Below are 25,585 nucleotides of genomic sequence, written 5' to 3'. Positions count from 1 at the left end.
GAAAAGATTGTAAACCCGTCAGCTGTCCTTGCGCGCCGAGGCAAGCGCCTGGGCCAGCGCGCCAGCCATGGCGCCCTGCGGGGATTTCTGACCGGAACCGCCACTGTTGGCGTTCCGATTACCGCCTTTACGGTTGGCCCCAGAGCGATTGGAGGCCATTGGCTTGCCCTCGTTCTTCTCGCCGGGCTGGTCATCCATGCGCATGGTCAGGGCAATTCGTTTGCGCGGGATATCCACATCCATCACCTTGACCTTGACGATATCCCCGGCCTTGACCACTTCGCGCGGATCTTTGACAAACGTGTGTGACAGCGCGGAGATATGCACGAGTCCGTCCTGGTGCACGCCAATGTCCACGAACGCGCCAAAATTGGTAACGTTGGTCACCGAGCCTTCCAACATCATGCCCGGCTTGAGATCACTCAGGGTCTCAACCCCTTCCTCGAAGCTGGCAAAGCGGAATTCAGGCCGAGGATCCCGCCCCGGCTTCTCCAGTTCCGAGATAATGTCCTTGATAGTCGGCAAACCGAACTGTTCTGTTACGTAATCCTGGGGATTCAGACCACGCAGGAAGGCAGAATCGCCGATAATATCGTCCACCTTGCGGCCATTCTTCTTCGCGATGGCCTCGACCACGCCATAGGCTTCGGGATGAACCGACGACCGGTCCAGGGGATTCTCGCCGCCGGCAATACGCAGAAAGCCCGCCGCCTGCTCGAACGTGCGGTCACCCAGCCGGGTAACCTTCAGCAGCTGTTTCCGGTTACGGAACATGCCGTTCTGATTGCGGAACTCGATGATGTTCTGGGCGATGGTCTGGTTCAGGCCCGAGACCCGCGCCAGCAATGGCGCTGAGGCGGTATTCAGGTCCACGCCCACGCCGTTTACACAGTCTTCCACCACGGCGTCGAGACTGCGGGACAGCTGCACCTGGGAGACATCGTGCTGGTACTGCCCTACCCCGATGGATTTGGGCTCGATTTTTACCAGCTCTGCCAGCGGATCCTGCAACCGGCGGGCAATGGATACCGCGCCACGGATGGTGACATCCAGATCAGGCAGTTCTTTAGAGGCGAACTCGGACGCCGAGTAAACCGACGCGCCGGACTCACTGACCACAATCCGTGCCAGCTTCAATTCGGGATACCGCTTGCTGAGATCGGCGACCAGCTTCTCAGTCTCCCGGGACGCGGTGCCATTGCCAATGGCCACCAGCTCGATCTTGTACTCCCGACACCAGGCCGCCAGTTGCTCGATAGAACGGTCCCACTGGTTCTGTGGCGCGTGGGGGAAAATGGCGCCGTGGCCGGCCACCTGGCCGGTGCCATCAATAACAGCCACCTTCACTCCGGTACGCAACCCGGGGTCCAGGCCCAGGGTGGGTCGAGGGCCAGCCGGCGCCAGCAGCAGAAGATCCTTTAGGTTAGCGCCAAAGACGTTGATGGCTTCGGTTTCGGCGGCCTCTCGCACCTGCGCCATGAGATCGGTTTCAATCTGGGTGGAAAGCTTCACCCGCCAGGTCCAGCGAACGACTTCCGAAAGCCATTTATCGGCGGCGCGGCCGTTGTCACGAATGTTCCAGCGGGCGGCAATACGCTGCTCGGCCGGATGGGGTGCGCGACGGTCGTCATCGGTATCGCCGACCACGATGGTGTAGCCGAGAACGCCCTCATTCCGGCCCCGAAGGATGGCCAGGGCGCGGTGGGACGGAACCTTTTTCAGGGGCTCAACATGATCGAAGTAATCCCGGAACTTGGCGCCCTCGTTTTCCTTGCCTTCCACCACGGTCACTTTCAGCTGGCCCTCCTGCCAGATGAAGTCCCGCAGGCTGCCCAACAGCTCGGCATCCTCGGCAAAGCGCTCCATGAGTATATAGCGCGCGCCATCCAGGGCGGCCTTGGTGTCTTCCACACCGGCTTCTTTATTCAGGTAGCCCTGGGCCGTCGTTTCAGGGTCCAGAGTCGGATCGTCGTAGAGCGCGTCAGCCAGCGGTTCCAGACCCGCCTCCCGGGCGATCTGGGCCTTGGTGCGGCGCTTGGGCTTGTAGGGCAGGTAAAGATCTTCCAGACGGTTCTTGGTGTCGGCCTCCTGGATGGTGGCCTTGAGTTCGTCGGTGAGCTTGCCCTGCTCCTCAATGCTCTTGAGGATGGTGGCACGACGGTCTTCCAGTTCCCGCAGATAGCGCAGACGTTCTTCCAGGTTCCTCAACTGGCTGTCATCCAGTGAGCCTGTGATCTCTTTCCGGTAGCGGGCGATAAACGGAACGGTCGCGCCCTCGTCGAGCAGTTCGACGGTGGCATTAACCTGCTGCTCGCGGACACCGAGTTCCTCGGCGATGCGCCTGGAGATACTGTTCATGCAACCTCTGTCTGATGCTTTGCCAATAAACCAGCAAAGGTACAGCGGCTTACTGCTGCAGGCAAGCGGCCTGGCCCCGCTTGTTCAGGAATTGCACAAGATCGGCCCAGGGCATGGGCCGGGCGTAGTAATAGCCCTGGATTTCATCGCAATGCTGCTGACGCAGGAACTCCAACTGGCCTTCGGTTTCCACACCCTCGGCCACCACGCTGATCTGCAGACTGTGGGCCAGACTGATGATGGCCCGGATGATGTGTTCAGCGTCTGCCGAGTTACCCAGCTCCTGCACAAACGACTTGTCGATTTTCACCAGGGAAATCGGCAAGTGCTGAAGATTGCTCAGGGAGGAAAAACCGGTTCCAAAGTCGTCAAGGGCAAAACTGATACCCAGTTGATTCAACTCCCGCAGGCAGCGCTGGGCGTACTCCGGATCGTGCATCATGGCACTCTCCGTCAGCTCCAGTTCCAGCAGGCTGGTATCCACGTTGGCATTGAAGATGATGCGGAAAATGGTCTCGGTCATCTTGCGGTCGTGGAACTGACGGAACGACAGATTGACGGCGAACACCAGACCCGGGAAGCCCATCTCGGCCGACTCCTGCAGACGCTTACAGGCCTGTTCGATCACCCAGTAACCGATAGGCACGATCAGCCCGCTGCGCTCGGCCACCGGAATGAATTCGTCCGGCCCTACCAGCCCCCGCTCCGGATGATTCCAGCGCAGCAGGCATTCCACACCCCGGACTTCCTCTGTGGCCAGGTCGATCCTCGGCTGGTAGTACAGCTCCAGCTCCTTGCCTCGTAAAGCATTGCGAAGATCTGCTTCCAGGCGGAGCTGGTAACCGGCGGAAATGTGCAACTGGCGGTCGTAGAAGCGGTAGCTGGTGCCCGGGTCGCGCTTGGCTTCGAACATGGCACGGTTTGCCCGACGCAACAGGTTCTCGGCGGTGTCGCCGGCTTCCGGGTAGGTTGCCACGCCAAGGCTGGCACTGACCACCACCGTCTGGCCGTCTATGGTAACCGGCTCATCAAGGGCGTTCACCACCTTGCGGATGATCTGGGTGATATCCAGGGAGTCCTCAACCTTCTCGACAATGATTGCGAGCTCGTCGCCGCCGATTCGCATCAGCGAATCCACGCGCCGCAGCGAATGACGAAGCCGTTCTGCCAGCTTCATCATCAACTGGTCACTTTTTTGATAGCCAAACGATTCGTTGATGCTGCGGAAGTCATCAATGTTGAGGTGCAGCAAAGCCAGCCGATGGCCTGCCCGCTCGGCCCGCAGCAAGGCCTGCTGAAGGCGATCGAAGAACAGATCCCGATTGATGAAACCGGTGGCCACCTCACGGCCCAGTTGTCCGTGGGCAGATTCGGATAACTGATCGCGGTACCAGAGGCATTTCAGGGCCCGACGGAAATTCCAGTGGTCCAGATTCTGGCGGCAAAGGTAATCGGCGGCGCCGGCAACAAGCAATTCGGGCGCCCGCTCCCCGGGAGGCTCGGCACTCAGGGCCAGTACGGGCTTTTCATTGCTGGCGACCGCCAGGTACTGCAGGAAGGAGGCCTCAGACCCACTGTGGAACACGCAATCCCAGACGATAACATCAAAACTGGCGTTGCGAATCAGATCATCGCAATCCACCAGATCCGGGCACCATGTTGCGTCCGCACTGATTTCGACGTCGCCCGCCAGAAGAGCATTCAGCCAGAGAAAATCAGAATAATCTGGTGTCAGAACCAACAGGCGCAACTGTCCGGGCCTCATGGTTTCCAGTGGCAATGTCATCAAGCAGGATCCATTTATGCGTGAACAACCGAGTCCATTCTATTAATCATAGTCTATAGATCCCCAAGGTACAGGAACTCTGACTGGTGTAGAATAAGGCCACGTCCTTTATCCCCATTTCGTTCCATTCTGGCCATGTATTTGTGAACAAGCTCAACCCGAGACAAAGCGAAGCAGTGCGCTATGCCGACGGCCCCATGCTGGTGCTGGCCGGCGCAGGCAGCGGCAAGACCAGTGTGATCACCCGCAAGATCGCCTACCTGATCGAGCAGCTCGGAATTCCGGGGCGTCAAATTGCCGCAGTCACCTTCACCAACAAGGCCGCCCGGGAAATGAAGGAGCGGGTTGGCCGGATCGTTGACCGAAAGCTGACCCGGGGTCTGATTGTATCCACTTTTCACAATCTTGGCCTCAACATGATCCGGGAGGAGCACACGCACCTCGGCTACCACCCCGGCTTTTCCATCTTCGACGCCGAAGATGCCAAGGCCCTGTTACAGGATCTGATGCTCCGGGAGGCCAGTGCCGAGGCCGGCGACGAGCTCAACGACATCCAGATGACCATCTCATCCTGGAAGAATGCCATGCGCGGCCCGGCAGAGGCCCTTAGCAAGGCTGCCGATGAGCGGGAACAGCGTATCGCCATAATCTACAAGAAATACAACGAATACCTGAAAGCCTACAACGCAGTGGACTTCGACGACCTTATCCTGCTGCCGGTAATGCTGTTCCGCTCACACCCGGACGTGCTGGCCAAGTGGCGCCGGAAAATCCGCTACATGTTGGTGGATGAATACCAGGACACGAACGTCTGCCAGTACGAACTGGTCAAACTCCTCGTAGCCGAGCGGGCCGCGTTTACCGTGGTGGGCGACGACGACCAGTCAATCTACGCGTGGCGTGGTGCCCGACCGGAAAACCTGGCCCAGCTCAAAGAAGACTTTCCAAGCCTCAAAATCGTCAAATTGGAGCAGAATTACCGGTCCACCGCACGAATCCTTCGCAGTGCCAACACGGTGATCGCCAACAACCCCCACGTGTTCGAGAAAGCACTGTGGAGTGATCACACCATCGGCGAAGAAATCCGAATTGTCCGGTGCCGCAACGAGGACGCGGAAACCGACCGGGTCGCCACGGAAATTCTCGACCAGAAGCTCAAGAAAGGCCTCGATTTCCGGGACTTCGCTGTGCTGTACCGCGGCAACCACCAGGCGCGACTGCTGGAAATGAAATTGCAGGCTTACCAGATTCCCTATCGGATCTCAGGCGGCCAGTCGTTTTTCTCGAAGAACGAGATCAAGGATGCCATGTCTTACCTGCGTCTGCTGATCAACCCGGATGACGATGCGGCGTTCCTGCGAGTGGTCAACGTGCCGCGAAGGGAAATCGGTCCGCGCACCCTGGAACAGCTCAGCCACTACGCCCGCTCACGCAACGTGAGCCTGTTCAAGGCTCTGGGCGACATGGGGGCAGAAACCCATGTGACGGAAAAGGGGCTGGATCGGCTCCGGCGCTTTGCCCACTGGGTGGATGCCACCTGCGAGCGACTGCACAGCGAGAACCCGGTTCCCGTCATCAAGCAGTTGTTCACGGACATCGAATACGAAGAGTGGCTGCATCAGCATTCCGGGACACCCAAGCAGGCCGAGCGCCGGATGGAAAACATCTGGTATCTGGTGGAATCCATCCAGCGCATGCTTGATGACGGTAAGGGAACCGCCGACGAACTGGGTATCGAAGATGCCATCACCAAACTGATCCTGAGGGACATGATGGAGCAGCGGGAGGAAGAGGACGACAGCGACAAGGTCCAGCTGCTCACCCTGCACGCCTCCAAGGGCCTGGAGTTCCCGCACGTGTTCATCATGGGGCTTGAAGAAGAAATCCTGCCGCACCGCAGCAGCATCGAGGAAGGCAACATCGAGGAGGAGCGGCGACTGATGTACGTGGGCATTACCCGCGCCCGGGAGACATTGACGCTGACCTATGCCGCCACCCGGAAACAGTACGGCGAAAAGCTGGAAACCATCCCGAGCCGATTCCTGGATGAACTGCCCGAGGAGGACCTGAAGTGGGAAGGTATGGGTGACCTGGATGCGGAGGCGAACCAGAAAAAAGGCAAGGCGACCCTCAGCGCCCTGTTGGGTGACCTGGGCCTCTAGTTTCTGTCCAGATGCCCGGATACCCAGATGCAAAAAAGCCCCTTTACGGGGCTTTTTCAACAAACAAAACCGCGGTGCTTACTGGCTTTGCTCGACAAGGTGTTCAACGGCTGCCTGAATTTCTTCGTCTGGGCAGCTGGCACAGCCGCCTTTCGCCGGCATGGCATTAAAACCGTTGATCGCGTGACTCACCAGGGTTTCCAGACCCTTGTCGATACGGGGAGCCCAGGCATCGGCATCACCGATCACAGGTGCACCAGCGGCGCCGGTAGTGTGACAGGCCATGCACACAGCATCATACACTTCGCTGCCGGAGCGAGGGCCAGAGCTGGCAGTTTCGGTGGCCGCCGCAGCCTCGCCACATTCTTCACCCTGCAGACATACTTCACCGACCGGGCTGATACGTGCGCGGATTTCATCTTCGACGCTTGCCATTACGGCGCTAGCTGTCAGGCCTGCAACGACCAATACAGCAGCCAGGACTCTCTTCATCTTCACAATGCACCTCGCATTTGAGCGTTATAATCTTCGGTCGCCGCATTATAGCGACTGAAACCTGGCAAAAAAACCAAACAGCAAAATCATAAATTGATTTCAACCATTTTAATTGCGATTTCGTAAGTCTGGGGGTGTTTCGCGAGCAATCCGGTTACCATGGTGTTCGCCGACGTTCTACCATCCAGGACCTGTTTTCATGACCAATACGGAACCGACTTCGCCCCACCCCTTGCGCAAACCACTGCTGATCGCCGAATTCACGGCGCTGGCGGTTTTACTTGGATCCATGGGGTGGTTTTCCAGCCAGACCAGTAGCGGCCAGACAATCAGCGCCGCCTGGCTGCTCATCCCGGCCTTCGCCAGCCTGGGGGTTTTCATAAGCTTTATCGGTCTGATGTACCTTCGTTGGGTTGCCTCGGCAGACAGTGGCAACCGGTTCAGGCACAAGCTTGTTTTCTCGCTTCTGGCCGTCACGCTGATCGGCGTCTGGATCTACGGCATTGCCAACACCTGGTTCAGCCTGACTGCCAGCTAGGAGACCGCCCCATGACACCCGCCTACCTGTTGACGCGATCGTCGGCTTTCATTGCTCTCGCATTGCTGTCAGCGCCCATTATCGTTCAGGCGCAGACTGAAGAGAGTCCCTCGATTGACTCACCGGAGCAATGCGCGCTGATCGACGACGGGATCAAGCGCCTGGCCTGCTTTGACAGCCTCTACAAGCCTAGGGAGCGTCAGGCCCAGGCCCCCGAAAGCGCCAAAGAACAGGCCGAGAAAAGTGCGGAGCAACTGGCGCCGAATGGCGAAGATCTCGATGCCGTAGCCGGCAATGGGCTGGAGGGCGATTCCGATGCGGGCGTCATGGCGGCACTGGTGGACCGATATGTGGCGGCTGAAAAGGCCGTATTTTCGTTCTCTGGCAGTTTTGTGGGCCACCGTCCCACCTATATCCTGCCCGTAAGCTGGGTGAAAGATCCGAACGAATCCCCTTCCAGCCCCAGGCTGGGGTCCATCGGCTATGACTATGATCTGGAACGGGAAGAAGCCAAGTACCAGATCAGCTTCAAGGTGCCGCTGCTGACGGGCATTCTGGATGACCGTACAACGCTCTGGTTCGGCTATACCCAGACCTCGTTCTGGCAGGTATATAACCAGGATGATTCGGCGCCATTCCGGGAGACCAATTACGAGCCAGAGATATTCGCCCGATACCAGACTGACTGGGATATCGGACCGGGCCGGCTCAATGGCGTGACCCTGGGATTCAACCACCAGTCAAACGGCCAGTCAGAGCCGCGCTCCCGGAGCTGGAACCGCATTATGGGGTCTGCCGCCTACAGCTATGATCGATGGCTGTTTATGGTTCAGCCCTGGTACCGGATTCCGGAGAACAGTGAAGACGACAATGCCGATATCGAACGTTATCTGGGGCATGCGAATTACTACGCGGTATACAAGCTGACCGAAGATCGCACGTTTTCGTTACGGCTGATGAATAACCTGAGATCGGAGAATAACAAGACGTCGGTGGAGTTCGGGTACAGCTTTCCGATGGGGGATACGATTAAAGGGTTTTTCCAGTACTACAACGGGTATGGTGAGAGCCTGATTGACTATAACCATCGAATTCAGCGGTTTGGTATCGGGATTATGCTGAACGACTGGCTCTGACCGTTTCGGTGTAGTGAGGGACAGAGCCAGCCGCTGAGTTAGCCTTCTTTGTTCAGCCGATCCATCTCGGCCAGCAATTCTTCGGTTTTCTCTTCCATCAAGGGGATATTCGCCCGCGATTCCACATTCAGACGGACAACCGGCTCGGTGTTGGACATCCGGAGGTTAAAACGCCAGTCGTCGAATTCGATGCTGACGCCGTCCACGTGGCTGACGCTATTGGCGCCGACGCTGTATTTGGCTTCAATCGCAGCGATAACCTTGGGGGGATCGGCGATGGTGCGGTTGATTTCGCCGCTGGCCGGGTAGGCTTCGATTCGGGCATCAATCAGCGACGACAATGTCTGGCCGGACTGGCAGAGGCGTTCGGCAACCAGCAACCAGGGGATCATGCCGCTGTCGCAGTAAGCGAAGTCGCGGAAGTAGTGGTGGGCGCTCATTTCGCCGCCGTAGACCGCGTCCTCGTCACGCATTCTCTGCTTGATGAAGGCGTGGCCCGTCTTGCTTTCGATGGCTTCGCCGCCGGCGGCTTTCACCAGATCCAGGGTGTTCCAGGTCAGACGGGGGTCGTGTATGACTTTGCCGCCGCCGGTTTTGTGCAGGAACTGGTCGGCCAGCAGTCCGACGATGTAGTAGCCCTCGATAAAGCGGCCGTTTTCGTCGAAGAAGAAGCAGCGGTCGTAGTCGCCGTCCCAGGCGATGCCCATGGCGGCACCTTCTGCGATAACGGCGTCGGCCGTGGCCGCCCTGTTTTCCGGGAGGATCGGGTTAGGTACGCCGTTCGGGAAATGGCCGTCTGGCTGATGGTGCACTTTGACGAATTCAAAAGGCAGGTGCTGTTCGAGTTCGTCGATAACCAGGCCGGCACCGCCATTACCGGCGTTGCAAACAATCGTCAGCGGGCTGAGAGAACCGGCATCGATGTACCCCAGAAGGTGATCGACGTAGGCGCTCATCACTTCCAGGGGCTCGTACCGCCCCTGCTCTGCAGCATCAGCAAAAGGTTCCAGCACCCGATCTCGGATCTCATTCAGCCCATTATCGGAACTGATGGGCCGGGATTCGGGGCCGACCATCTTCATACCGTTGTGATCTTTCGGGTTGTGACTGGCGGTGACCATGATACCGCCATCCATCTTGTAGTGACTGGTCGCGAAATACACCTGTTCGGTGCCGCACAGACCGATATCGAACACATCCGCCCCTGCGGCCATCAAGCCGGAGCTGAGCGCTTCAGCAATGTCCGGGCTTGAGAGACGAATGTCGTAGCCGACGATCACTTTCTTCGCGCCGGTTATTTCCACGTAGGCGCGGCCAATTTTCTCAGCCAGGATCGGATTCAGTTGATCCGGCACCCGGCCTCGCAGGTCGTAGGCCTTAAAACATGACAAGTCCATTGTCTGGAATTACTCCGCGGCGGATGATTGAAGCTGGATGTAGTTCTGGACGCCCATCTGGGAAATCATTTCCAGCTGGGTTTCCAGCCAGTCGATGTGTTCTTCTTCGCTATCGAGAATGCTGCGGAACAGCTCACGGCTGGTAAAGTCCTGAACTTCCTCGCAATAGAGGATCGCTTCTTTCAGATCGCTGTGAGCAATTTCTTCCAGCTTCAGATCGCAGGAGATCATTTCCTCGACGTTCTCGCCGATTAACAGCTTGTTGAGATCCTGGAGGTTGGGCAGGCCTTCGAGAAACAGGATCCGCTCAATGAGCAGGTCTGCATGCTTCATTTCGTCGATGGACTCTTCGTATTCCTTGGCGGCCAGCTTGGTAATGCCCCAATCCTTGTACATGCGGGAATGGAGAAAGTACTGGTTGATCGCGGTCAGCTCGTTGCCGAGGACCTTGTTCAAATGCTGGATGACCTTTTTATCGCCTTTCATGATAGGGCTCCCTGATGGCCGAATGTGTCAGCCTCTTAGGATAGCCCCTTATCGGACAAGAGAAAAATAGAACCGGACAATCGTACCGGTCAGGCAGGCTGGGCGAGCATATTGGCCATCGCCATGTAGTCGGGCGTGCGGCTCTCGCGCAAGATTTCGCGGGCAGTGCAGGCACAGCGTCCACACTGGGTGCCAACACCCAGCTCTTTGCCAAGCTGGCGCATGGATGACACGCCGTTATCGGCAGCTTCGCGAATTTCCCGGTCGGTTACGCCGTGGCAAAGGCAAACGTACATAGCAGTGAATCACCAATGACAATAAAAGTTAGTGATAATTATTGTCATTGGCATCTCGAAATGCAAGCCTTCTGGCTTAATTTTGTGCAACTTTTTGTGTTGCGAGACTCATTAACCTCGGGTCAGATTCCGCGAGCCGTTTTCGGTGACCACCACGTTGTCCTCGATACGAATGCCCCCGCAGCCCCTCAACCGGCTAATCAACTCGCGGTTCAGGTACTGCCCCAACTCCCCTTCCAGCAAGGGATCCATCAGGGAAGGAATAAAATAGAGACCCGGTTCGATGGTGACCACCATATCGGGTTCCAGCCTGCGGGTGAGACGGAGAAACGGCGCGTCTTCCGGAGGCGGCGTTGGTTTACCAGCCACATCGTGAACCTGTACGCCCAAGAAATGACCGATGCCATGGGGGAAGAACACACGGGTGATGCCCTTTTCGACGATGTCATCATCGTCCAGGCCAGACACCAGACCGGTGGCCGACAGCAGGGCGGCAAGCCCCTGATGCGCCTTGCGATGGATGTCGATGTAGTCCACCCCGGGCGCGACCATGTCGCAGAGCCTGACCTGGAGTCGGTCGAGACCATGGATCAGCGCCGCAAAGTGTGACTCCTGCGGGCCTGCCGTGGTGCGGGTGATGTCGGAGCAGTAGCCACGAAAACGGACTCCGGCATCAATCAGCAAACTTCGGGGCTGCCCCAGGGGCTGCGTATCGTAATACTGGTAGTGCAGTGTACCGGCGTGCTCGTTCAGGCCGATGATGCTGTGATACGGCGCCTCAGCTTCCCGCTGACCGGTTGCCTTCTGGTAGGCCAGGTTGATGCCGAATTCACTTTCACCGGCCAGGAACGCCTCCCTGGCGGCGGCATGGCCTTCCAGAGCCAGACTGTTGGCCTGTGCCAGACACTCGATTTCATATTGAGTCTTGCGCACCCGGGTTTCGTCCAGTTCCCGGAGCAAATCGTCCGGGTTTGTGTCTCCGGGAACATTACTGATCAGTGCGGGGTCGCCGATCACCGCCAGGCTGTCGGGATCATCCAACAACGGCGCCTCGGGTGAATCGCTCCTGCGAACCTCGATAAACTGCTGCCAGGGTTCTTCCGCCAAAGGCGAACTGGCGTGCCAGAAATCCACCGGCTCATACAGCCACAGCACGGGTTTGTGCCCCGCCCGAATCCAGAGCCAGCCGTGTTCGCGACCGGCCAGCCCGGTCCACTGAAGGAACGGACCGTAACCCTGAAAATGCCACGCCTGGTCATCACCATAGCGGTATGGCGCGGCGCCGGATGAGATGAGCAGGCTGTCGTAACCATGCTCCGACAGCGCCGATTCGTATCGGGCCTGCAGTTCTTTCAGGTGATCGATCTGCAGGTGCAACAGGGCATCATCAGGCATAGCCATCTTCCAGTGTTTTCCAGAGGGTTAACAGATCTTCCGAGCGGGTATCCCGGAGACGGATCAGGCGGATTTCCAGGGGCACGTCCCAGCTCTCATCACCAGCACGCGCCAGACTGCCGAATTGTTCGCTTTTTTCGGTCATGCGCCGGGGCAGCCACCCCATGCCGAAACCCTGTTTGACCAGCGCCTTGATACTGGCCGACTGGGTATTCTCATTGAGTGGCAACAGGTTGGCGCTTAGCCTGCTGCGAACAAGATGGCCTTCAATCGCCGATTGCAGGAAACCACGACTGTGGTAGGCAATCAGCGGTACCGGTTGTTCAGCACTGCCCGGCAAGGCAAACCGGGGATGCCCCTGATCGTCAGAAACGCTGACCGGGACCAGGTGTTCACGAGCCAGCACCAGCCAATCGTAACTGTCGGCGGTCAGCCTGCCGCCCCAGGGCAGATCCGGATGCCAGTAACACAGAACCAGATCACACTCACCACTGTCCAGCGCCTCCAGAAACTGCTCCCCCACCCAACTGGTAGCGTTCAGGTTTAGCTGCAGACGTTCAGCGATGCCGGCATCCTGGGCCCAGCCCTGGTAGAAGTGCGAAAACAGCCCCTGGGTGGACCCCACACTGATCCTGGCAGACACCTCGGCTTCAAGAGCGGTAATGCGATCACGGGTATCCCGAACATCCCGGGTAATCCGCTCGCACAGTTCCCGGAAGATCTCGCCGGCAGGCGTCAATGAGAGGGGCAGCGTCTGACGATTGATCAGCGTGCTTCCCATAGCCTCTTCCAAAAGTTTGATCCGTCGGCTGAACGTAGGTTGGCTCACGTGCTGCAATTCAGCAGCACGTGAGAAATGGCGCGTTCGGGCCAGCGCCAGAAAATCTTCCAACCAGCGTACTTCCATGGAGTCCCCTAAGGGTATGTCGTTGTATCGATGCGAGTTCTGCTGCTGGCATCATAGCCTATCGCAGCGGCGCCGTTACAACCGGCCCTCTTCCACCGCGTGGCAGGCAACCTGGGTACCGCCATCCGTGGTGATCAACTGCGGGATTTCCTGCCGGCATCGCTCGTTGGCATAGGGGCACCGACCATGGAACACGCAGCCCGACGGCAGATTCACGGGAGTGGGCACTTCCCCTTTCAGCCGGATGTGGTTGGGGCGGTCGTCCTCCAGTTTCGGAATCGCAGAAAGCAGCGCCTGAGTGTATGGATGCCGGGGGGCGGAGAACAGCGTTTTTGTATCCGCCAGCTCACAGACTCTTCCCAGATACATCACCGCCACCCGGGTGCCGAAATGCTCCACCACCGCCAGATCGTGGGTAATGAACAGATAGGTCAGCCCGCGGCTTTCCTGGGCGTCCATGAGCAGATTCAGCACCTGAGCCTGAATAGACACGTCCAGGGCCGAAATTGGCTCGTCCGCCACAATGAATTCGGGATCCACTGCCAGGGCGCGAGCAATGGCGATCCGCTGGCGCTGGCCACCGGAGAACTCATGGCCAAAGCGGCTACCCCAGTCCGGATCAATGCCCACCGAATGCATCACCTCGTGGATCTTGTCCCGCACCTGCACCGGCGACCAGTCCGGATGGTGAAACCGGATCGGCTCCTCCAGGGTCTGCTGGATGGTCATGCGGGGATTCAGGGAGGCGTAGGGGTTCTGGAAGATCATCTGCATCTTGCGACGGTAGGGCAGAGAATCCTTGCGCTCCAGGTTGTCGATGCGCTGGCCGTCGTAGTGGATCTCGCCGGCGCTGGGCGAGAGCAAGCCCATGACGGTACGGGCCACGGTGGATTTGCCACAACCGGATTCGCCCACCACGCACAGGGCTTCGCCCTTTTGCACTTCCAGATCGACGCCGTTGATGGCATGGACCGCTTCCTGTTTGCGGCGGAAACGGCCAGCCTCGAAGGTGATCTGCTCCAGCAGGCTGCCGGAGAGGTCAAAGCGTTTCTCAAGACCGCGGATACTTACCAACGGGGAGGTCATGATTCGGCCTCCTGCATGCGTTTCTCCTGCTCAATCAGGTTGGCGACTTCGTAACAGGCCACATTCACATTGCCAGAGCGGACATACTCGGGCATCGCCTGCTTGCACTGTTCGGTGGCGAACTTGCAGCGGGGATGGAACGGGCAGCCCGAGGGCACATTCTTCAGAGACGGCATTGACCCGGGAATCTGGAACAGACGCTCGCCGGGCTCGCCCATCTGGGGCAACGCGTTGATCAGCCCCTGGGTGTAGGGGTGCTGGGCATCGTTAATAATTTCCCGGGTCGGGCCCTGCTCGATGATCCGGCCGGAATACATGACCAGCATTCGCTGGGTGACCTGTGAGACCACGCCCAGATCGTGGGTAATCAGCATCAGCGCCACATTCTCCTGCTCGCACAGGTTCAGTAGCAGGTCCATGATTTCCGCCTGGATGGTGACATCCAGAGCCGTTGTCGGCTCATCGGCGATGATGATTTCCGGGTCCAGCAGCAGAGCGATGGCAATGATCACCCGCTGGCGCATACCTCCGGACAATTCATGAGGGTACTGATCCAGACGCTTCTCCGGCGACGGAATCTGCACTTTTTGCAGCCGGTCCAGCGCAATGGCGCGGGCTTCTTTTTTACTGATCTTCCTGTGGGCCAGGATAGCCTCGACCATCTGGGTGCCAATGGTGAGCACCGGGTTCAGGGTCATCATCGGGTCCTGGAAGATCATGGCAATGCGGTTACCACGGATTTTCCGCAGTTCCCGCTCGCTCATGGCCGCCAGATCCTTGCCCTCGAACAGGATCTGCCCGCCGGCGATGTAGCCCGGCTTGGCAATCAGGTTGAGAATCGAGAACGCCGCCACCGACTTACCGGCACCGGATTCACCAACCAGGCCCAAGCGCTCACCCTTGTCGAGGGTAAAACTGATTCCCCGCAGCGCGGTCAGATCACCACCACGGACAGCAAAGCGCACATCCAGATCTTTAACTTCCAACAGTGCCATGGTGTTACCCCTTGTACAGCCGTGGGTTCATCACATCCCGCAACCAGTCACCCAACAGGTTGATGACCAGAACGAGCACCACCAGCACCAGGCCCGGGATCAGTGTGATCCACCAGGAACCGCTCTGGATGTAGTCGAAGCCGGATTTGATCAACGAGCCCAGCGACGGCTGGGTCTCCGGCATGCCAAGCCCCAGGAACGACAGGGCCGCCTCGGAGATAATGGCGTTGGCAATCTGGACCGTGGCGATAACAAAGATGGGCGACAGCGTGTTGGGCAGGATATGCCGGAACATGATCCGACGTGTCCCGAAGCCCATCACCTTGGCGGCGTCGACGTATTCCTTCTTTTTCTCCGCCAGCACCGAGGCACGAACGGTGCGGGCAATCTGGGGCCACTCGGCGACACCGATGATGAAGATCAGCATGTAGATGGCGATCTCACCGAACATCAGGTTGCCGAAGCTGGCCTTGAATACTGCGCCCACGATGATGGCAACCATTAGAGTGGAGAAGGACAATTGCACATCGGCAATACGCATCAGCACCGCGTCTACCTTGCCACCCAGGTAGCCGGCGAGGAGGCCGAACAGAATGCCCAGAAACGCCTGCAGGACCACCGCCCCGAAACCGATCATCAGGGACACCCGGGTACCGTAAAGAATCGTGGACAGCAGATCCCTGCCCTGAGCGTCGGTGCCCAGGGGGAAGGCCGGATCAGCTCCGCTCATGCCCACCGGGGGCAGCTCGGAATTCATGATATTGATCTGCGCCAGATCGTAGGGATCGGCGGGTGCCAGCAGGGGCGCAAACACCGCCGCCAGCACCATCAGCAGCAACACGGCGAAGCTGACAATGGCCACCTTGTCGCGCTTGAAGCTGTACCAGAAGAAGGACTCGCGGAAGCGGTCCCAGCGGGAAACCGTTGCCGTTGTCATGCTTTCTTTCCTGTCAGTTTGACGGTGGGGTTCACCAGTCCGTAGATCAGATCCACCAGGGTATTGGTAATCACGAAGATCAGGCCCACCACCATCAGGTAAGCCACGATCAGCGGGATGTCGCTGCGGGTAATGGCTTCCAGGAACATCAGGCCCACGCCCGGCCACTGGAACACGGTTTCCGTGAGGATGGTGTAAGCCACCATGATGCCGATCTGCACACCGCCGACGGTGATCACCGGCAGCATGGTGTTCTTGAGAGCATGCAGGAAGTTGATGCGGCCGGCACTGAGGCCTTTGGCACGAGCGTAGCGGACGTAGTCGCTCTGCAACACTTCCATCATCTCGGCCCGGATCAGCCGGATGAACAGCGGCAGCATGATCGAGGCCAGCGACACCGATGGCAGGATCAGGTGCATCAGGCCACCGCTTGAGAAAAAGCCGGATTCCCAGGTGCCGAACAGGTGCGTCAGCTCATCACCGCGACCATAGGAGGGCAACCCGCCCTCGGTGGAAAAGAACTCGTTCAGCCACTGCCCCCAGCCGGTGTCCGACGGAAACCAGCTCACCGTCACACCAATGGAGAACAGCTGAATCAGCACAATGGCCGTCAGGAACACCGGGATGGAAATACCCACGGTACTGACGCCCATAAAGAATTTGGATAACCACGCCTGGGGCCGGATCGCGGCATAGACACCGATCGGCACAGATAGAAACACAATAATCAGGCTGGCACCGATGACCAGTTCCAGTGTTGCCGGCAGGTGCTCGGCAATCACTTCCAAGGTAGGTTTGCTGTAGAAGTAGGAGTTGCCCAGGTCACCCTGCAGCGCATTGCCCGCAAAACGCAGGTACTGCACCACCATCGGGTCATTTAGGCCAAGCTCGTCTCGAATGGCTTCCCGCTCCTCCTCGGAGACGGACATCCCCACCATTTCCTGAAGCGGGTCCCCGAGGCCATCCTGAATGGCAAAGGCAATCACACTGATCACAAACATGACCAGAAACGCCTGGGAAATCCGCTGAACCAAAAACGCTAACATGGAAAGCTTCCGGATAAGGCTTGCAAACAAAAGGCCGGCACCGGATCACTCCAGCACCGGCCTGCCGTTAGAGGCGATTACTCGATAACCAGGTCACCCAGGTACGGGAAGTTCATGACGTTGAGCACCGGCTCAATCTTCACATTCTTCTTCGAAGCCCAGGCCAGGTCCTGCCAGTGCAGCGGAACAAAGGCGGCGTCGTCATACAGACGCTGCTCCACTTCCTGCAACATGGCCGCGCGCTTGTCCAGGTCGGTCTCGACGTTGGCCTTCTGTACCAGGGCGTCGATTTCAGGGTTGCAGTAGTTGCCGGCGTTGTACTGGCCAGCGCCGCTGTCGGCATCCGGGCAGAAGGTCAGGAACTCGTAGAAGTTGGCGGAGTCCTCGGTATCCGCATGCCAGCCGATCATCATCATGTCCGCCGCACGGTTGTCGTACTCCGGCCAGTACTGGGCCTTCGGCAGGGTTTTCAGATCCACCTTGATGTTGATGCGCGCCAGCATGGCGGCCACTGCCTGAGCGATCTTGTCGTCGTTCACGTAGCGGTTGTTCGGCGCCATCATGGTGATGGTGAAGCCATCCTCATAACCGGCTTCCTTCATCAGTTGCTGGGCCTTGGCCACATCGAAGCGCGGTTTCAGAGACTCGTTATAACCCTGGTAGCCTTCTGGGGACATCTGGGCGGCCGGGGTTGCGAAACCCTTCATGATCTTGGCTGCAATGCCTTCCTGATTGACCGCATAGGCGATTGCCTGGCGAACCTTCGGGTTCTTGAAGGCTTCCACACGCTCCTGGTTCATGTGGAACAGGATGATGCGGGTACCGCTCATGGTGACCAGGTTGGCGTTCTTGTCGTTGCGGATACGCTCCAGATCATTGGGCGGAACCGGCGCGATGAAGTCGACGCCACCAGACAGCAGGGCAGAAACGCGGGTGTTGTTCTCCTTGATCGGAGTCAGCACGATCTTGCCGACGTTACCCGGAGACTCGGTATCCCAGTAGTCGTCAAAGCGTTCGAACTCGACGCGCACACCCTGCTTGCGCTCAGTCACGGTATACGGACCGGTACCCGACAGATTCTCGGACGCGAAGGAGTTGCCGTGCTTGAGGATGGCACTCTTGTCCTTGCCGTCTTCGGTCTGGCCGGTGTAGAACTCGCTGTCGAACGGGAAAATATAGGTGGCGGTATTCAGCAGCAGCGGATACGGCTCGCGGGTCACCAGCTCGAAGGTGTAATCATCGATGATGTTAATGCTGCTGAAAGGCTTGAAGATGGCCTTGAAATCCTGGCTCTGCTTCAGGCGATCGAAGGTGAACTTCACATCGGCGGTCGTCAGCTCGTTGCCGGAATGGAACTTAACGCCCTCACGCAGTTTGAAGCGCATGGTGTTTTCGTCAATCCGCTCCCAGCTCTCTGCCAGTCGCGGCTCAAAGCCAAGATCCTTGGTCCAGCGCAGCAGCGGATCGAAGGTCATATGGGACAGTTGAAGGATGCCGCCAGACAGCTGCTCATGAATATCGAGGGTCACGGGGTCGGCGTCGTACGCCATCTTCAGTTCCTTGGTCGCCTCGGCAGAGAGGGCTACCGGTGCCGATGCCAGGGCCATGGAACCGACAAATGCTGCAATCAGTTTTTTCATCGCGTTTTCCGTCGCTGTTTTAGGAATTTTCACGGAATATCGGCGCAGAACGGCGCCGAATGCCTGGCCAACAAGCTAGTCTCGGAAAACACTTAGGGCAATCGAAATTACGACAAGGGGCTATACGCCAGGTGAATGACCTGATTTGGCGCAGACTTACAGCCGGAAAACCAGAGGTAAGATCAGGGCCGTAAACACGCCAGTGAGCCCCATCCCGAGCGAGGCAAAGGCACCGGCGGCGTGACTGATTTCAAACGCCCGCGCCGTGCCAATCGCATGACCATTCAAACCCAGGGCAAAACCGAGGATACGCTCGTCTTTAACCGGCAAAAGCCGCGCAAGCAGGTCAACGAAGAGGGTTGCCACCACGCCGGTAATCAGAAGCCCGCCCATCATGAGGGGCACGGAACCGCCCAATTGCTCCGTTATTCCAATGGCGATGGGTGCTGTTACCGACTTGGGCGCCAGGGACGCCAGCACCTCCGGCGTGGCCCCCAGAGCCCAGCCAATCACGACGGCGTAAACCGCCGCCATGGTGGCGGCAATCGGCAGAGTGACCACAATCGGGCGCCACATGGCACGGATATGGTGCATCTGTTGGTAAAGCGGAATCCCCAACGCCACGGTGGCCGGCCCCAGCAATACCGTCAGCCAGCGCGCGCCTTGCTGGTAATCCTGGTAATCCACCGCCAACGCTGCGATAACACCGGACAACAGGCACGCAGAGAGGACCACCGGCGGCAACCACAGGGGCCGCCCGATGCGGGAAAAAAGCCAGTTGCCGGCGAAGAAGGCACCAAGCGTCAAACCGATCGCCAGGATTGGAGTGGCGGCAAGCGTGTCCGGTAACGCCTGGAAGCGGGCAAAAAATTCACTCATGATCGCTCACTCCCCTGGCGGTCACAGCCTTCATTAACAGCAAAGTCGTCAGAACACTCAGGAAGGTGCCCGCCAATAGCGCCGCCGCAACCGCCAGCCATTGGCCCGAGAACTGGTCCGCCGTGAAGAACACCCCCACAACTCCCGGCATGATCAGGAGTACAAGTACCGAAATCAGGCCCTGGCTGGCCCGGGCCAGATCATCACTGACACTGCCTTTAACCATCAGGGTAAACGTAATAACCACCATACCCAGCACGCCGCCACTCACCGGCAACGCCAGAAGCAGGCGCACAGACTCGCCAAGAATAAAAAACAGCACCAGAACCAGAAAACCACGCAACATCGGCATGCGCTTACACTCACCCGGGAAAGAATTGCATTACACTAGCCCAATCCACCACTCAGATACCAATTCAGGAAGCCCATGGCGCTCAAAGCAACCATCCACAAGGCGACGCTCAACATTGCCGACATGGACCGTCACTACTACGCGGATCATCACCTGACTGTGGCCCAACATCCGTCAGAAACCGACCAGCGAATGATGATCCGACTGCTCGCCTTTGCCCTGAACGCCAGCGAGACCCTGGAATTCACCAAGGGGCTGAGCACCGATGACGAACCCGAGCTTTGGCAGAAAGACCTGACCGGCGAGATTGAAGTGTGGATTGAGCTGGGGCTGCCAGAAGAGGATCGACTGAGAAAGGCCTGTAACCGCGCCGGCAAAGTGATCCTGTACACCTATGGCGATCGGGCTTTCCCCGTCTGGTGGGACAAACATCATGGCAAGCTGGAGCGTTTCGACAACCTCACCATCTTTCACCTGCCCGGCGACAGCACCGAAGCCCTGGCCAAGCTCGCCAACCGCTCCATGAGCTTCCAGGTAACCATTCAGGACGGCGAAGTCACCTTCAGCAACGACAGCAATCTGGTGACAATCACCCCGGAGCAGCGACTCATCCAAAGCTGACGCCGGGACTTGCCCGCAGGGGCTGGACAGCGACCCGCTTCGCACGTAACATTGCGCACTCGAAATCGGCACACCGCTGCCGGCTTTCGTTCCGCCCGTAGCTCAGCTGGATAGAGCGTTGCCCTCCGGAGGCAAAGGTCATAGGTTCGAATCCTATCGGGCGGGCCATTATTTCAAAGGCTTGCGTGAAAACGCAGGCCTTTTTTATTTGGTTGTGTCCAAATTAATGGCTTCAAGCAGAAACTAGCGCCCAAACCATCGCCGTTCAGCTGAGACTCAGCTGCGAGCATTCGTAGTCAGATAAACGAAGCAAAGCTTGATCAAGCGGCCAGCGCTGTCGCCTTTCGCTGAGACCAGGGATATTCCTTAACCGGCAAGTGAATCACCGCTGACAGGGCCCCGACCCCCACGCCAACCCACCAGACCAGAGTATAGTCGTTGTAGGTGTCATACATCGCGCCACCCAGCCAGACCCCCAAAAAGCCGCCCAGTTGATGGGAAAAGAATACCAGGCCGTAGAGCGTACCCATGTATTTCAGGCCGTAAATATGAGCGACCAGCCCCGATGTCAACGGTACGGTGGCCAACCAGAGCGAACCCATGGCAACGGAAAACAGCACCACCGTTTCTGGGGTGATCGGGGTCATGATAAAGGCCGCCGACACAAGCGTTCTCAGCAGGTAGACGCTGGCCAACAGGTATTTCCGGGAGTACTTGTTACCCAGCCAACCAGCGCACAGTGTTCCGCCAATATTGAACAGCCCAATCAGTGCGATGGAAATGGCGCCAAGACCGGAAGCCGACGTCACCCCAAGCGTATATAGCAGGCTGTCCGGGGCAATTGGGCCGCACATTTCCGTAATGAACGCCGGGAAGTGTGCAGTGATAAAAGCCAGTTGGTAGCCACAGGAAAAGAAACCGATAAAAATAAACAGGAACGACGGGTCACGCACCGCACGCTTGATGACAACACCGATGGGCTCCTCGCTCCCCATGGGCTTCTGCGGCTTCGGTGCTCGCATGAGCAACAAAGCCATCATGGAGAGCACGATAAAGCCTGCGCAGGCAAGAAACACCGACTGCCAGGGCATCTGGCTAAGAAGAGCGTTGGCCACGGGCGGACCGACGATCTGGCCGGCAGAACCTGCTGCCGTGGCGATTCCGAGCGCCATCGACCGGTGTTTGTCTGAAGCCGCACGCCCGACCACGGCGAGGATGACTCCGAACCCCGTACCCGCGATGCCGAAACCAACCAGCATTTCCAGCAACTGATGTTGCCCAGGAGTTATAGCAAAAGCCGACAACACCAACCCGACCACGTAAAAAGCGCCACCGCCCAGAATCGCCTTCCGGTCGCCATAGCGTTCCGCGAAGGCGCCAAAGATCGGTTGCCCTATGCCCCAGAACAGGTTCTGAATCGCAATGGCCAGTGAAAACGACTCCCGCGGCCATTGAAACTCCAGGGCAATCGGCAACTGGAACAGCCCGAACGAAGCACGAACCGCGAAACTGACCAGAATGATGATGCACCCGGCAATCAGGACAGGGTTGATCAGCCGATCATAGGTGCCCGAAGAGGCGTTCAAATTTCTGCTCCCCGGCTGACTGAAAGGTAATTTTCCAACTGCGGCATTCGATCTTGTCCGAAGAACATCTCGTCACCAACGAAAAACGTAGGAGCGCCAAAGATACCACGCCTTACCGCTTCTTCGGTGAGCCGTTTGAGTTCGGCCTTTACGGATGGGTCTTCACAAAGAGCCAGCACTTTGCCGGGATTAAATCCTGCCAGGGAAAGCACGTTAGCCGCGACTTCGGGATCATTCATGTTTTTCTGATCAACCCACATCGCGCGAAACACTGCTTCCAGATACCGATGAAACTCCGGAGCACCCAAAAAGCCAACGGCACCCCGCATCAGTAAAAGCGTGTTTATCGGGAAATAGGGATTGAAGTTCAGGGTCACACCGTAAGCCCGAGCAAAACGTTCCATATCCATGCGTGTATAGCGGGATTTCGTTGGATTCATCGCTGGCGACTGATTGTCGGTAGCTTTGAAGACGCCCCCCAGCAGCATGGGCTTCCAGCGTATGTCTGAGTTTGCTCTTTGAGCCAGCGCGGGCAGCTGTGTCCAGGCCAGGTAACTGGCAGGGCTTCCCACATCAAAATAGAAATCGATTATTTGAGTCATGGCGTCACTCCCTAAAAGGTTTCCATCCAGGGCCGGAGGTCCAGTTCATGGGTCCAGCAGTCTCTGGGTTGTTCGTGGAGCCGCCAATACTGCTCTGCAATATGGTCGGGATCGAGGATACCGCCCTGCGCTTTAAGCGCGTAGCGATCTGGAAAGTTATCGCGGATAAAGGCGGTGTCAATCGCACCGTCGATGATTGAGTGCGCCACGTGAATACCTTTGGGCCCCAGTTCTCTGGCCATACTCTGAGCCAGGGCTCTCAAGGCGAACTTGGCACTGGAAAACGCGGCAAAACCGGCACCGCCCCGCATGGAAGCCGTAGCACCCGTAAAGATGATGGTTCCCCGGCTCCGCGGCAGCATGACTTTGGCCGCCTCCCTGCCAGCAAGGAATCCCGCGAATGCGGCCATTTCCCACACCTTTCGGTAAACACGTCCGGTTGTCTCGGTAATCGAAAACTGAACATTGGCACCGATGTTGAACACCACAACACCTACTTCACCGATTTCTGACTCAATTTTTGAGAACAAACCGCACATAGCCTCTTCGTCACGAGCATCGCAGCCCAGTCCGATGGCCTTACCGCCATTTTCTTCAATCTTTTGGACGAGCGGAGCTAAGGCGTCCTGATGACGTCTTGTTGCAACGACCACATAGCCCTCTCTGGCAAATCGTTGTGCAATCGCCCCACCAGTGGCGTCGCCGGCACCGATCACTACAGCCACTTGTTGTTCGTCATTTGTCATAACTCTTTGCCCCTTGCTACATTTGGGTTCTTTTTTGGAACCAACTAATAGTCAGTTCCTTTTTGGAACCTGTCAAGATAAAATGAGAGAGGAATCCAAGGGGAGTTAACACATGCGTTGGGAAGAGCTGGATCAAGAGCCATGTTCAGTGGCCAGAGCCTTGGCTGTTGTCGGTGATCGCTGGACACTCATCATCCTGCGGGACTGTTTTCTGGGAGTACGTCGATTCGATCAGTTCGAAAGCCGGCTTGGCATTACCCGTCACGTCTTAACGGACCGGCTGAAAAAGCTCGTTGAGAACGATGTACTGACCAAAGTTCCGTATCAGGAAAAACCACTTCGAGAGGAATACCGGCTGACCGAAAAAGGGCTAGCCCTACACCCGGTAATCATGGCACTGGTGCATTGGGGCAACACTTACATGACCGATGAGCGCGGGGTTCCTCTGATACACATCCATAAATCCTGCGGCCACCGCATGTCTCCGGTGACTACTTGCTCCGAATGCGGTGAGGAAATAACTGCTCGGGACATTCGTGTCGAAGTCGGTCCCAATTGGGAGAGGACAGCCCGCGATCTGATCCCAAAACGCGCTCCCAAGCAATGAAGGTAATATGTTTGTCTGATTTCAAGCGGGAAACGGGAGAAATTAAGAGTTGCGGATGTTCGCTCTTGTTTAAGGAATTCGAGGAGCCCGGACTGGTCGCAAAGCGAACATTCAGATTTGGGCATAACGATGTTCTGAGTCGGGCCGCTGGTTCGCCATCGTCAGTCACCAGCTCGGGCGCGCATTTCCCAATACTCAGCGCGCTCGGTGTCCTTCTGCACGCCTTTTCCCGTGCGGTAAGCGCTTTCAACCTGTTCCATGGCAATCCAGTCGCCGATTTCAGCTGCCCGCAGATACCAACGAAAGGCATTGCTGTAACTCTGTTCTACTCCCTTACCCTCCGAGTACATGTTAGCTACGTTAAGCATGCCCTGAGGATTCCCGTCCTCGGCGAGTGTAAGATAGCGCTCGAACGCAAGGTCATACTGACCCATTTTATAAACGGCATAGGCTTCCAGCGTTCTGATCATTTCCCGAGCAACGCGAATCTGGTCATCCGACGCCTGGGCTGTAGTTGCATTGGGTGCCATAAAGACTAACGCCGCGAGTACCGTTGCTTTGAGATCGTGCCTGTATGATTGCATGACAACTTATGTTTCCTGTAGTGGTTCAATGATTCCGGACACCAACGTAGGTGGTAAGATCGCCACCATAAACGAGGTGTCTGATGACCAGAAAGCGACGTTCTTTTTCTCCTGAGTTCAAACAGGAAGCAGCCAGCCTGGTGCTGGATCAAGGTTACACGATTCCCCAGGCGAGCGTGTCCCTGGGAATTGGTGAAAGCGCTATCCGGCGCTGGGTTAACCAACTGACCGAGGAGCGTGACGGTGTCACCCCGAAGGGCAAGGCGTTAACCCCGGAGCAGCGCCGTATTCAGGAGCTGGAAGCCCGCTGCAAGCGCCTTGAGCAGGAGAAAGACATACTAAAAAAGGCTACCGCTCTCTTGATGTCGGACGACATGAATCGTACGCGCTGATAGACCAGTTAAGTGAGCAAATGCCTGTTGAAATGGTCTGCAATGCGTTTGATATCAGCCGTTCCAGCTATTACGAATACCGCCAACGGCGGAAGCACGTGAATGTTGAGCGTCTGGCCCTGAAGGCTCAGGTAAACCGTCTCTTTACCAAGAGCCGCAGCTCTGCCGGCAGTAGAACGATCAAGGGCATGCTCAATGACGACGGCGTTGTTATTGGGCGCTTCAAGGTTCGACGATTGATGAGTGAACTGGGGCTGATCTGTAAGCAGCCGGGTCCTCACGCCTACAAGCAGGCGACCGTTGAGCGACCGGATATCCCGAACCATCTGGCTCGTGAGTTTACGTTAGGCCGGCCCAATCAGGCGTGGTGTGGTGACATCACCTATGTCTGGAGCGGCCAGCGGTGGAGTTATCTGGCTGTCGTTCTGGACTTGTATGCCCGACGAGTTGTTGGTTGGGCGATGTCATCCAGCCCCGATGCCGATTTGATGGTCAAGGCTCTGGATCACGCCTGGGAACAGCGTGGTCAACCAGAAAAGGTCATGTTCCACTCAGA

General features: G+C 57.6%; 24 protein-coding genes, 1 tRNA gene and 1 pseudogene. 7 read left to right on the top strand and 19 right to left on the bottom strand.

The window, feature by feature from the left end; genetic code table 11:
• Positions 1 to 18 precede the first annotated feature (18 nt).
• The gene (locus GJU83_RS17640; RefSeq protein WP_153634837.1) at positions 19 to 2,358 is read right to left on the bottom strand and encodes a Tex family protein; all 2,340 of its coding nucleotides are present in this window, start codon (positions 2,356 to 2,358) and stop codon (positions 19 to 21) included.
• Positions 2,359 to 2,407: 49 nt separating this feature from the next.
• Positions 2,408 to 4,144: a putative bifunctional diguanylate cyclase/phosphodiesterase gene (locus GJU83_RS17635; RefSeq protein WP_153634836.1), complete on the bottom strand. Its 1,737-nt coding sequence runs from the start codon at positions 4,142 to 4,144 to the stop codon at positions 2,408 to 2,410.
• 143 nt (positions 4,145 to 4,287) lie between these two features.
• Here GJU83_RS17635 and rep point away from each other — a divergent pair, with 143 nt between their 5' ends.
• Positions 4,288 to 6,306, top strand: coding sequence for a DNA helicase Rep (rep, locus tag GJU83_RS17630; protein ID WP_153634835.1), 2,019 nt, complete (start codon positions 4,288 to 4,290; stop codon positions 6,304 to 6,306).
• A gap of 78 nt (positions 6,307 to 6,384) precedes the next feature.
• Here rep and GJU83_RS17625 read toward each other — a convergent pair whose 3' ends face one another.
• Positions 6,385 to 6,798 (bottom strand): c-type cytochrome, encoded by a 414-nt coding sequence (locus GJU83_RS17625; RefSeq protein WP_069184706.1) that lies wholly within the window; start codon positions 6,796 to 6,798, stop codon positions 6,385 to 6,387.
• A gap of 202 nt (positions 6,799 to 7,000) precedes the next feature.
• Here GJU83_RS17625 and GJU83_RS17620 point away from each other — a divergent pair, with 202 nt between their 5' ends.
• Together GJU83_RS17620 and GJU83_RS17615 are read left to right on the top strand one after the other, a co-directional pair.
• On the top strand, positions 7,001 to 7,339 hold the full coding sequence (locus GJU83_RS17620; RefSeq protein ID WP_069184705.1) for a hypothetical protein: 339 nt from the start codon (positions 7,001 to 7,003) through the stop codon (positions 7,337 to 7,339).
• Between the two features lie 11 nt (positions 7,340 to 7,350).
• Complete coding sequence (locus GJU83_RS17615) at positions 7,351 to 8,475, top strand: phospholipase A (RefSeq protein WP_153634834.1); 1,125 nt, start codon at positions 7,351 to 7,353, stop codon at positions 8,473 to 8,475.
• 38 nt (positions 8,476 to 8,513) lie between these two features.
• On the opposite strand, the gene GJU83_RS17610 is transcribed toward GJU83_RS17615, so the two are convergent.
• The 12 genes from GJU83_RS17610 to GJU83_RS17555 all read right to left on the bottom strand — a co-directional run bounded on the left by GJU83_RS17610 (position 8,514) and on the right by GJU83_RS17555 (position 19,891).
• Positions 8,514 to 9,872, bottom strand: a complete 1,359-nt coding sequence (locus tag GJU83_RS17610; protein WP_136630860.1) for a phosphohexomutase domain-containing protein — start codon at positions 9,870 to 9,872, stop codon at positions 8,514 to 8,516.
• Positions 9,873 to 9,881: 9 nt separating this feature from the next.
• Complete coding sequence (gene bfr, locus GJU83_RS17605; protein WP_136630861.1) at positions 9,882 to 10,358, bottom strand: bacterioferritin; 477 nt, start codon at positions 10,356 to 10,358, stop codon at positions 9,882 to 9,884.
• 89 nt (positions 10,359 to 10,447) lie between these two features.
• Positions 10,448 to 10,654, bottom strand: coding sequence for a bacterioferritin-associated ferredoxin (locus GJU83_RS17600; protein ID WP_153634833.1), 207 nt, complete (start codon positions 10,652 to 10,654; stop codon positions 10,448 to 10,450).
• Between the two features lie 111 nt (positions 10,655 to 10,765).
• Positions 10,766 to 12,049: a Xaa-Pro dipeptidase gene (gene pepQ, locus GJU83_RS17595; RefSeq protein ID WP_153634832.1), complete on the bottom strand. Its 1,284-nt coding sequence runs from the start codon at positions 12,047 to 12,049 to the stop codon at positions 10,766 to 10,768.
• Entirely contained in the window at positions 12,042 to 12,956 is a 915-nt protein-coding gene (locus tag GJU83_RS17590; protein ID WP_153634831.1) for a LysR family transcriptional regulator, read from the bottom strand. Before GJU83_RS17590 ends, pepQ begins: the two co-directional genes overlap by 8 nt.
• Before the next feature lie 75 nt (positions 12,957 to 13,031).
• Positions 13,032 to 14,042 carry an ABC transporter ATP-binding protein gene (locus tag GJU83_RS17585; protein WP_069184700.1) on the bottom strand — a complete coding sequence of 337 codons (1,011 nt, stop codon included), beginning with the start codon at positions 14,040 to 14,042 and terminating at the stop codon, positions 13,032 to 13,034.
• Positions 14,039 to 15,037 (bottom strand): ABC transporter ATP-binding protein, encoded by a 999-nt coding sequence (locus tag GJU83_RS17580; RefSeq protein WP_069184699.1) that lies wholly within the window; start codon positions 15,035 to 15,037, stop codon positions 14,039 to 14,041. Before GJU83_RS17580 ends, GJU83_RS17585 begins: the two co-directional genes overlap by 4 nt.
• Before the next feature lie 4 nt (positions 15,038 to 15,041).
• Positions 15,042 to 15,974 (bottom strand): ABC transporter permease, encoded by a 933-nt coding sequence (locus tag GJU83_RS17575; protein WP_014575818.1) that lies wholly within the window; start codon positions 15,972 to 15,974, stop codon positions 15,042 to 15,044.
• Positions 15,971 to 17,020, bottom strand: coding sequence for an ABC transporter permease (locus GJU83_RS17570; RefSeq protein WP_153634830.1), 1,050 nt, complete (start codon positions 17,018 to 17,020; stop codon positions 15,971 to 15,973). Before GJU83_RS17570 ends, GJU83_RS17575 begins: the two co-directional genes overlap by 4 nt.
• Before the next feature lie 77 nt (positions 17,021 to 17,097).
• Positions 17,098 to 18,660 (bottom strand): ABC transporter substrate-binding protein, encoded by a 1,563-nt coding sequence (locus GJU83_RS17565; RefSeq protein WP_153634829.1) that lies wholly within the window; start codon positions 18,658 to 18,660, stop codon positions 17,098 to 17,100.
• 156 nt (positions 18,661 to 18,816) lie between these two features.
• The gene (locus GJU83_RS17560) at positions 18,817 to 19,539 is read right to left on the bottom strand and encodes an LrgB family protein (protein ID WP_153634828.1); all 723 of its coding nucleotides are present in this window, start codon (positions 19,537 to 19,539) and stop codon (positions 18,817 to 18,819) included.
• Complete coding sequence (locus GJU83_RS17555) at positions 19,532 to 19,891, bottom strand: CidA/LrgA family protein (RefSeq protein ID WP_153634827.1); 360 nt, start codon at positions 19,889 to 19,891, stop codon at positions 19,532 to 19,534. The genes GJU83_RS17560 and GJU83_RS17555 overlap by 8 nt, the downstream gene beginning before the upstream one ends.
• 75 nt (positions 19,892 to 19,966) lie before the next feature.
• Between GJU83_RS17555 and GJU83_RS17550 the strand changes: the two genes are divergently transcribed.
• Together GJU83_RS17550 and GJU83_RS17545 are read left to right on the top strand one after the other, a co-directional pair.
• Positions 19,967 to 20,512, top strand: a complete 546-nt coding sequence (locus GJU83_RS17550; protein WP_069184694.1) for a YaeQ family protein — start codon at positions 19,967 to 19,969, stop codon at positions 20,510 to 20,512.
• A gap of 91 nt (positions 20,513 to 20,603) precedes the next feature.
• Positions 20,604 to 20,680 (top strand) — tRNA-Arg (locus GJU83_RS17545).
• A gap of 152 nt (positions 20,681 to 20,832) precedes the next feature.
• Here the strand turns inward: GJU83_RS17545 and GJU83_RS17540 are convergent.
• The 3 genes from GJU83_RS17540 to GJU83_RS17530 are packed head-to-tail and all read right to left on the bottom strand — an operon-like array spanning position 20,833 to position 23,446.
• Positions 20,833 to 22,098: an MFS transporter gene (locus GJU83_RS17540; RefSeq protein ID WP_153634826.1), complete on the bottom strand. Its 1,266-nt coding sequence runs from the start codon at positions 22,096 to 22,098 to the stop codon at positions 20,833 to 20,835.
• Positions 22,095 to 22,700: a 2-hydroxychromene-2-carboxylate isomerase gene (locus GJU83_RS17535; protein ID WP_153634825.1), complete on the bottom strand. Its 606-nt coding sequence runs from the start codon at positions 22,698 to 22,700 to the stop codon at positions 22,095 to 22,097. The genes GJU83_RS17540 and GJU83_RS17535 overlap by 4 nt, the downstream gene beginning before the upstream one ends.
• A gap of 11 nt (positions 22,701 to 22,711) precedes the next feature.
• The gene (locus tag GJU83_RS17530; RefSeq protein WP_153634824.1) at positions 22,712 to 23,446 is read right to left on the bottom strand and encodes an SDR family oxidoreductase; all 735 of its coding nucleotides are present in this window, start codon (positions 23,444 to 23,446) and stop codon (positions 22,712 to 22,714) included.
• A 112-nt stretch (positions 23,447 to 23,558) separates the two neighbouring features.
• Between GJU83_RS17530 and GJU83_RS17525 the strand changes: the two genes are divergently transcribed.
• The gene (locus GJU83_RS17525; protein WP_153634823.1) at positions 23,559 to 24,053 is read left to right on the top strand and encodes a winged helix-turn-helix transcriptional regulator; all 495 of its coding nucleotides are present in this window, start codon (positions 23,559 to 23,561) and stop codon (positions 24,051 to 24,053) included.
• 161 nt (positions 24,054 to 24,214) lie between these two features.
• Here the strand turns inward: GJU83_RS17525 and GJU83_RS17520 are convergent, their stop codons facing one another.
• The gene (locus GJU83_RS17520) at positions 24,215 to 24,637 is read right to left on the bottom strand and encodes a tetratricopeptide repeat protein (protein WP_153634822.1); all 423 of its coding nucleotides are present in this window, start codon (positions 24,635 to 24,637) and stop codon (positions 24,215 to 24,217) included.
• Between the two features lie 83 nt (positions 24,638 to 24,720).
• Between GJU83_RS17520 and GJU83_RS17510 the strand changes: the two are divergent.
• A pseudogene (locus GJU83_RS17510) lies at positions 24,721 to 25,585 on the top strand (IS3 family transposase); the annotation flags it as partial.

The organism is Marinobacter salsuginis (assembly GCF_009617755.1).
Lineage (GTDB): Bacteria > Pseudomonadota > Gammaproteobacteria > Pseudomonadales > Oleiphilaceae > Marinobacter > Marinobacter salsuginis.
This window is presented reverse-complemented; position numbering and strand designations above follow the sequence as displayed.

Excerpts from the sequence above, each read along its gene's own strand:
- GJU83_RS17640 (WP_153634837.1), bottom strand. The coding sequence starts at position 2,358 with ATGAACAGTATCTCCAGGCGCATCGCCGAGGAACTCGGTGTCCGCGAG.
- GJU83_RS17635 (WP_153634836.1), bottom strand. The coding sequence starts at position 4,144 with ATGACATTGCCACTGGAAACCATGAGGCCCGGACAGTTGCGCCTGTTG.
- GJU83_RS17625 (WP_069184706.1), bottom strand. The coding sequence starts at position 6,798 with ATGAAGAGAGTCCTGGCTGCTGTATTGGTCGTTGCAGGCCTGACAGCT.
- GJU83_RS17620 (WP_069184705.1), top strand. The coding sequence starts at position 7,001 with ATGACCAATACGGAACCGACTTCGCCCCACCCCTTGCGCAAACCACTG.
- GJU83_RS17615 (WP_153634834.1), top strand. The coding sequence starts at position 7,351 with ATGACACCCGCCTACCTGTTGACGCGATCGTCGGCTTTCATTGCTCTC.
- GJU83_RS17610 (WP_136630860.1), bottom strand. The coding sequence starts at position 9,872 with ATGGACTTGTCATGTTTTAAGGCCTACGACCTGCGAGGCCGGGTGCCG.
- bfr (WP_136630861.1), bottom strand. The coding sequence starts at position 10,358 with ATGAAAGGCGATAAAAAGGTCATCCAGCATTTGAACAAGGTCCTCGGC.
- GJU83_RS17600 (WP_153634833.1), bottom strand. The coding sequence starts at position 10,654 with ATGTACGTTTGCCTTTGCCACGGCGTAACCGACCGGGAAATTCGCGAA.
- pepQ (WP_153634832.1), bottom strand. The coding sequence starts at position 12,049 with ATGCCTGATGATGCCCTGTTGCACCTGCAGATCGATCACCTGAAAGAA.
- GJU83_RS17590 (WP_153634831.1), bottom strand. The coding sequence starts at position 12,956 with ATGGAAGTACGCTGGTTGGAAGATTTTCTGGCGCTGGCCCGAACGCGC.
- GJU83_RS17585 (WP_069184700.1), bottom strand. The coding sequence starts at position 14,042 with ATGACCTCCCCGTTGGTAAGTATCCGCGGTCTTGAGAAACGCTTTGAC.
- GJU83_RS17580 (WP_069184699.1), bottom strand. The coding sequence starts at position 15,037 with ATGGCACTGTTGGAAGTTAAAGATCTGGATGTGCGCTTTGCTGTCCGT.
- GJU83_RS17575 (WP_014575818.1), bottom strand. The coding sequence starts at position 15,974 with ATGACAACGGCAACGGTTTCCCGCTGGGACCGCTTCCGCGAGTCCTTC.
- GJU83_RS17570 (WP_153634830.1), bottom strand. The coding sequence starts at position 17,020 with ATGTTAGCGTTTTTGGTTCAGCGGATTTCCCAGGCGTTTCTGGTCATG.
- GJU83_RS17565 (WP_153634829.1), bottom strand. The coding sequence starts at position 18,660 with ATGAAAAAACTGATTGCAGCATTTGTCGGTTCCATGGCCCTGGCATCG.
- GJU83_RS17560 (WP_153634828.1), bottom strand. The coding sequence starts at position 19,539 with ATGAGTGAATTTTTTGCCCGCTTCCAGGCGTTACCGGACACGCTTGCC.
- GJU83_RS17555 (WP_153634827.1), bottom strand. The coding sequence starts at position 19,891 with ATGCCGATGTTGCGTGGTTTTCTGGTTCTGGTGCTGTTTTTTATTCTT.
- GJU83_RS17550 (WP_069184694.1), top strand. The coding sequence starts at position 19,967 with ATGGCGCTCAAAGCAACCATCCACAAGGCGACGCTCAACATTGCCGAC.
- GJU83_RS17535 (WP_153634825.1), bottom strand. The coding sequence starts at position 22,700 with ATGACTCAAATAATCGATTTCTATTTTGATGTGGGAAGCCCTGCCAGT.
- GJU83_RS17530 (WP_153634824.1), bottom strand. The coding sequence starts at position 23,446 with ATGACAAATGACGAACAACAAGTGGCTGTAGTGATCGGTGCCGGCGAC.
- GJU83_RS17525 (WP_153634823.1), top strand. The coding sequence starts at position 23,559 with ATGCGTTGGGAAGAGCTGGATCAAGAGCCATGTTCAGTGGCCAGAGCC.
- GJU83_RS17520 (WP_153634822.1), bottom strand. The coding sequence starts at position 24,637 with ATGCAATCATACAGGCACGATCTCAAAGCAACGGTACTCGCGGCGTTA.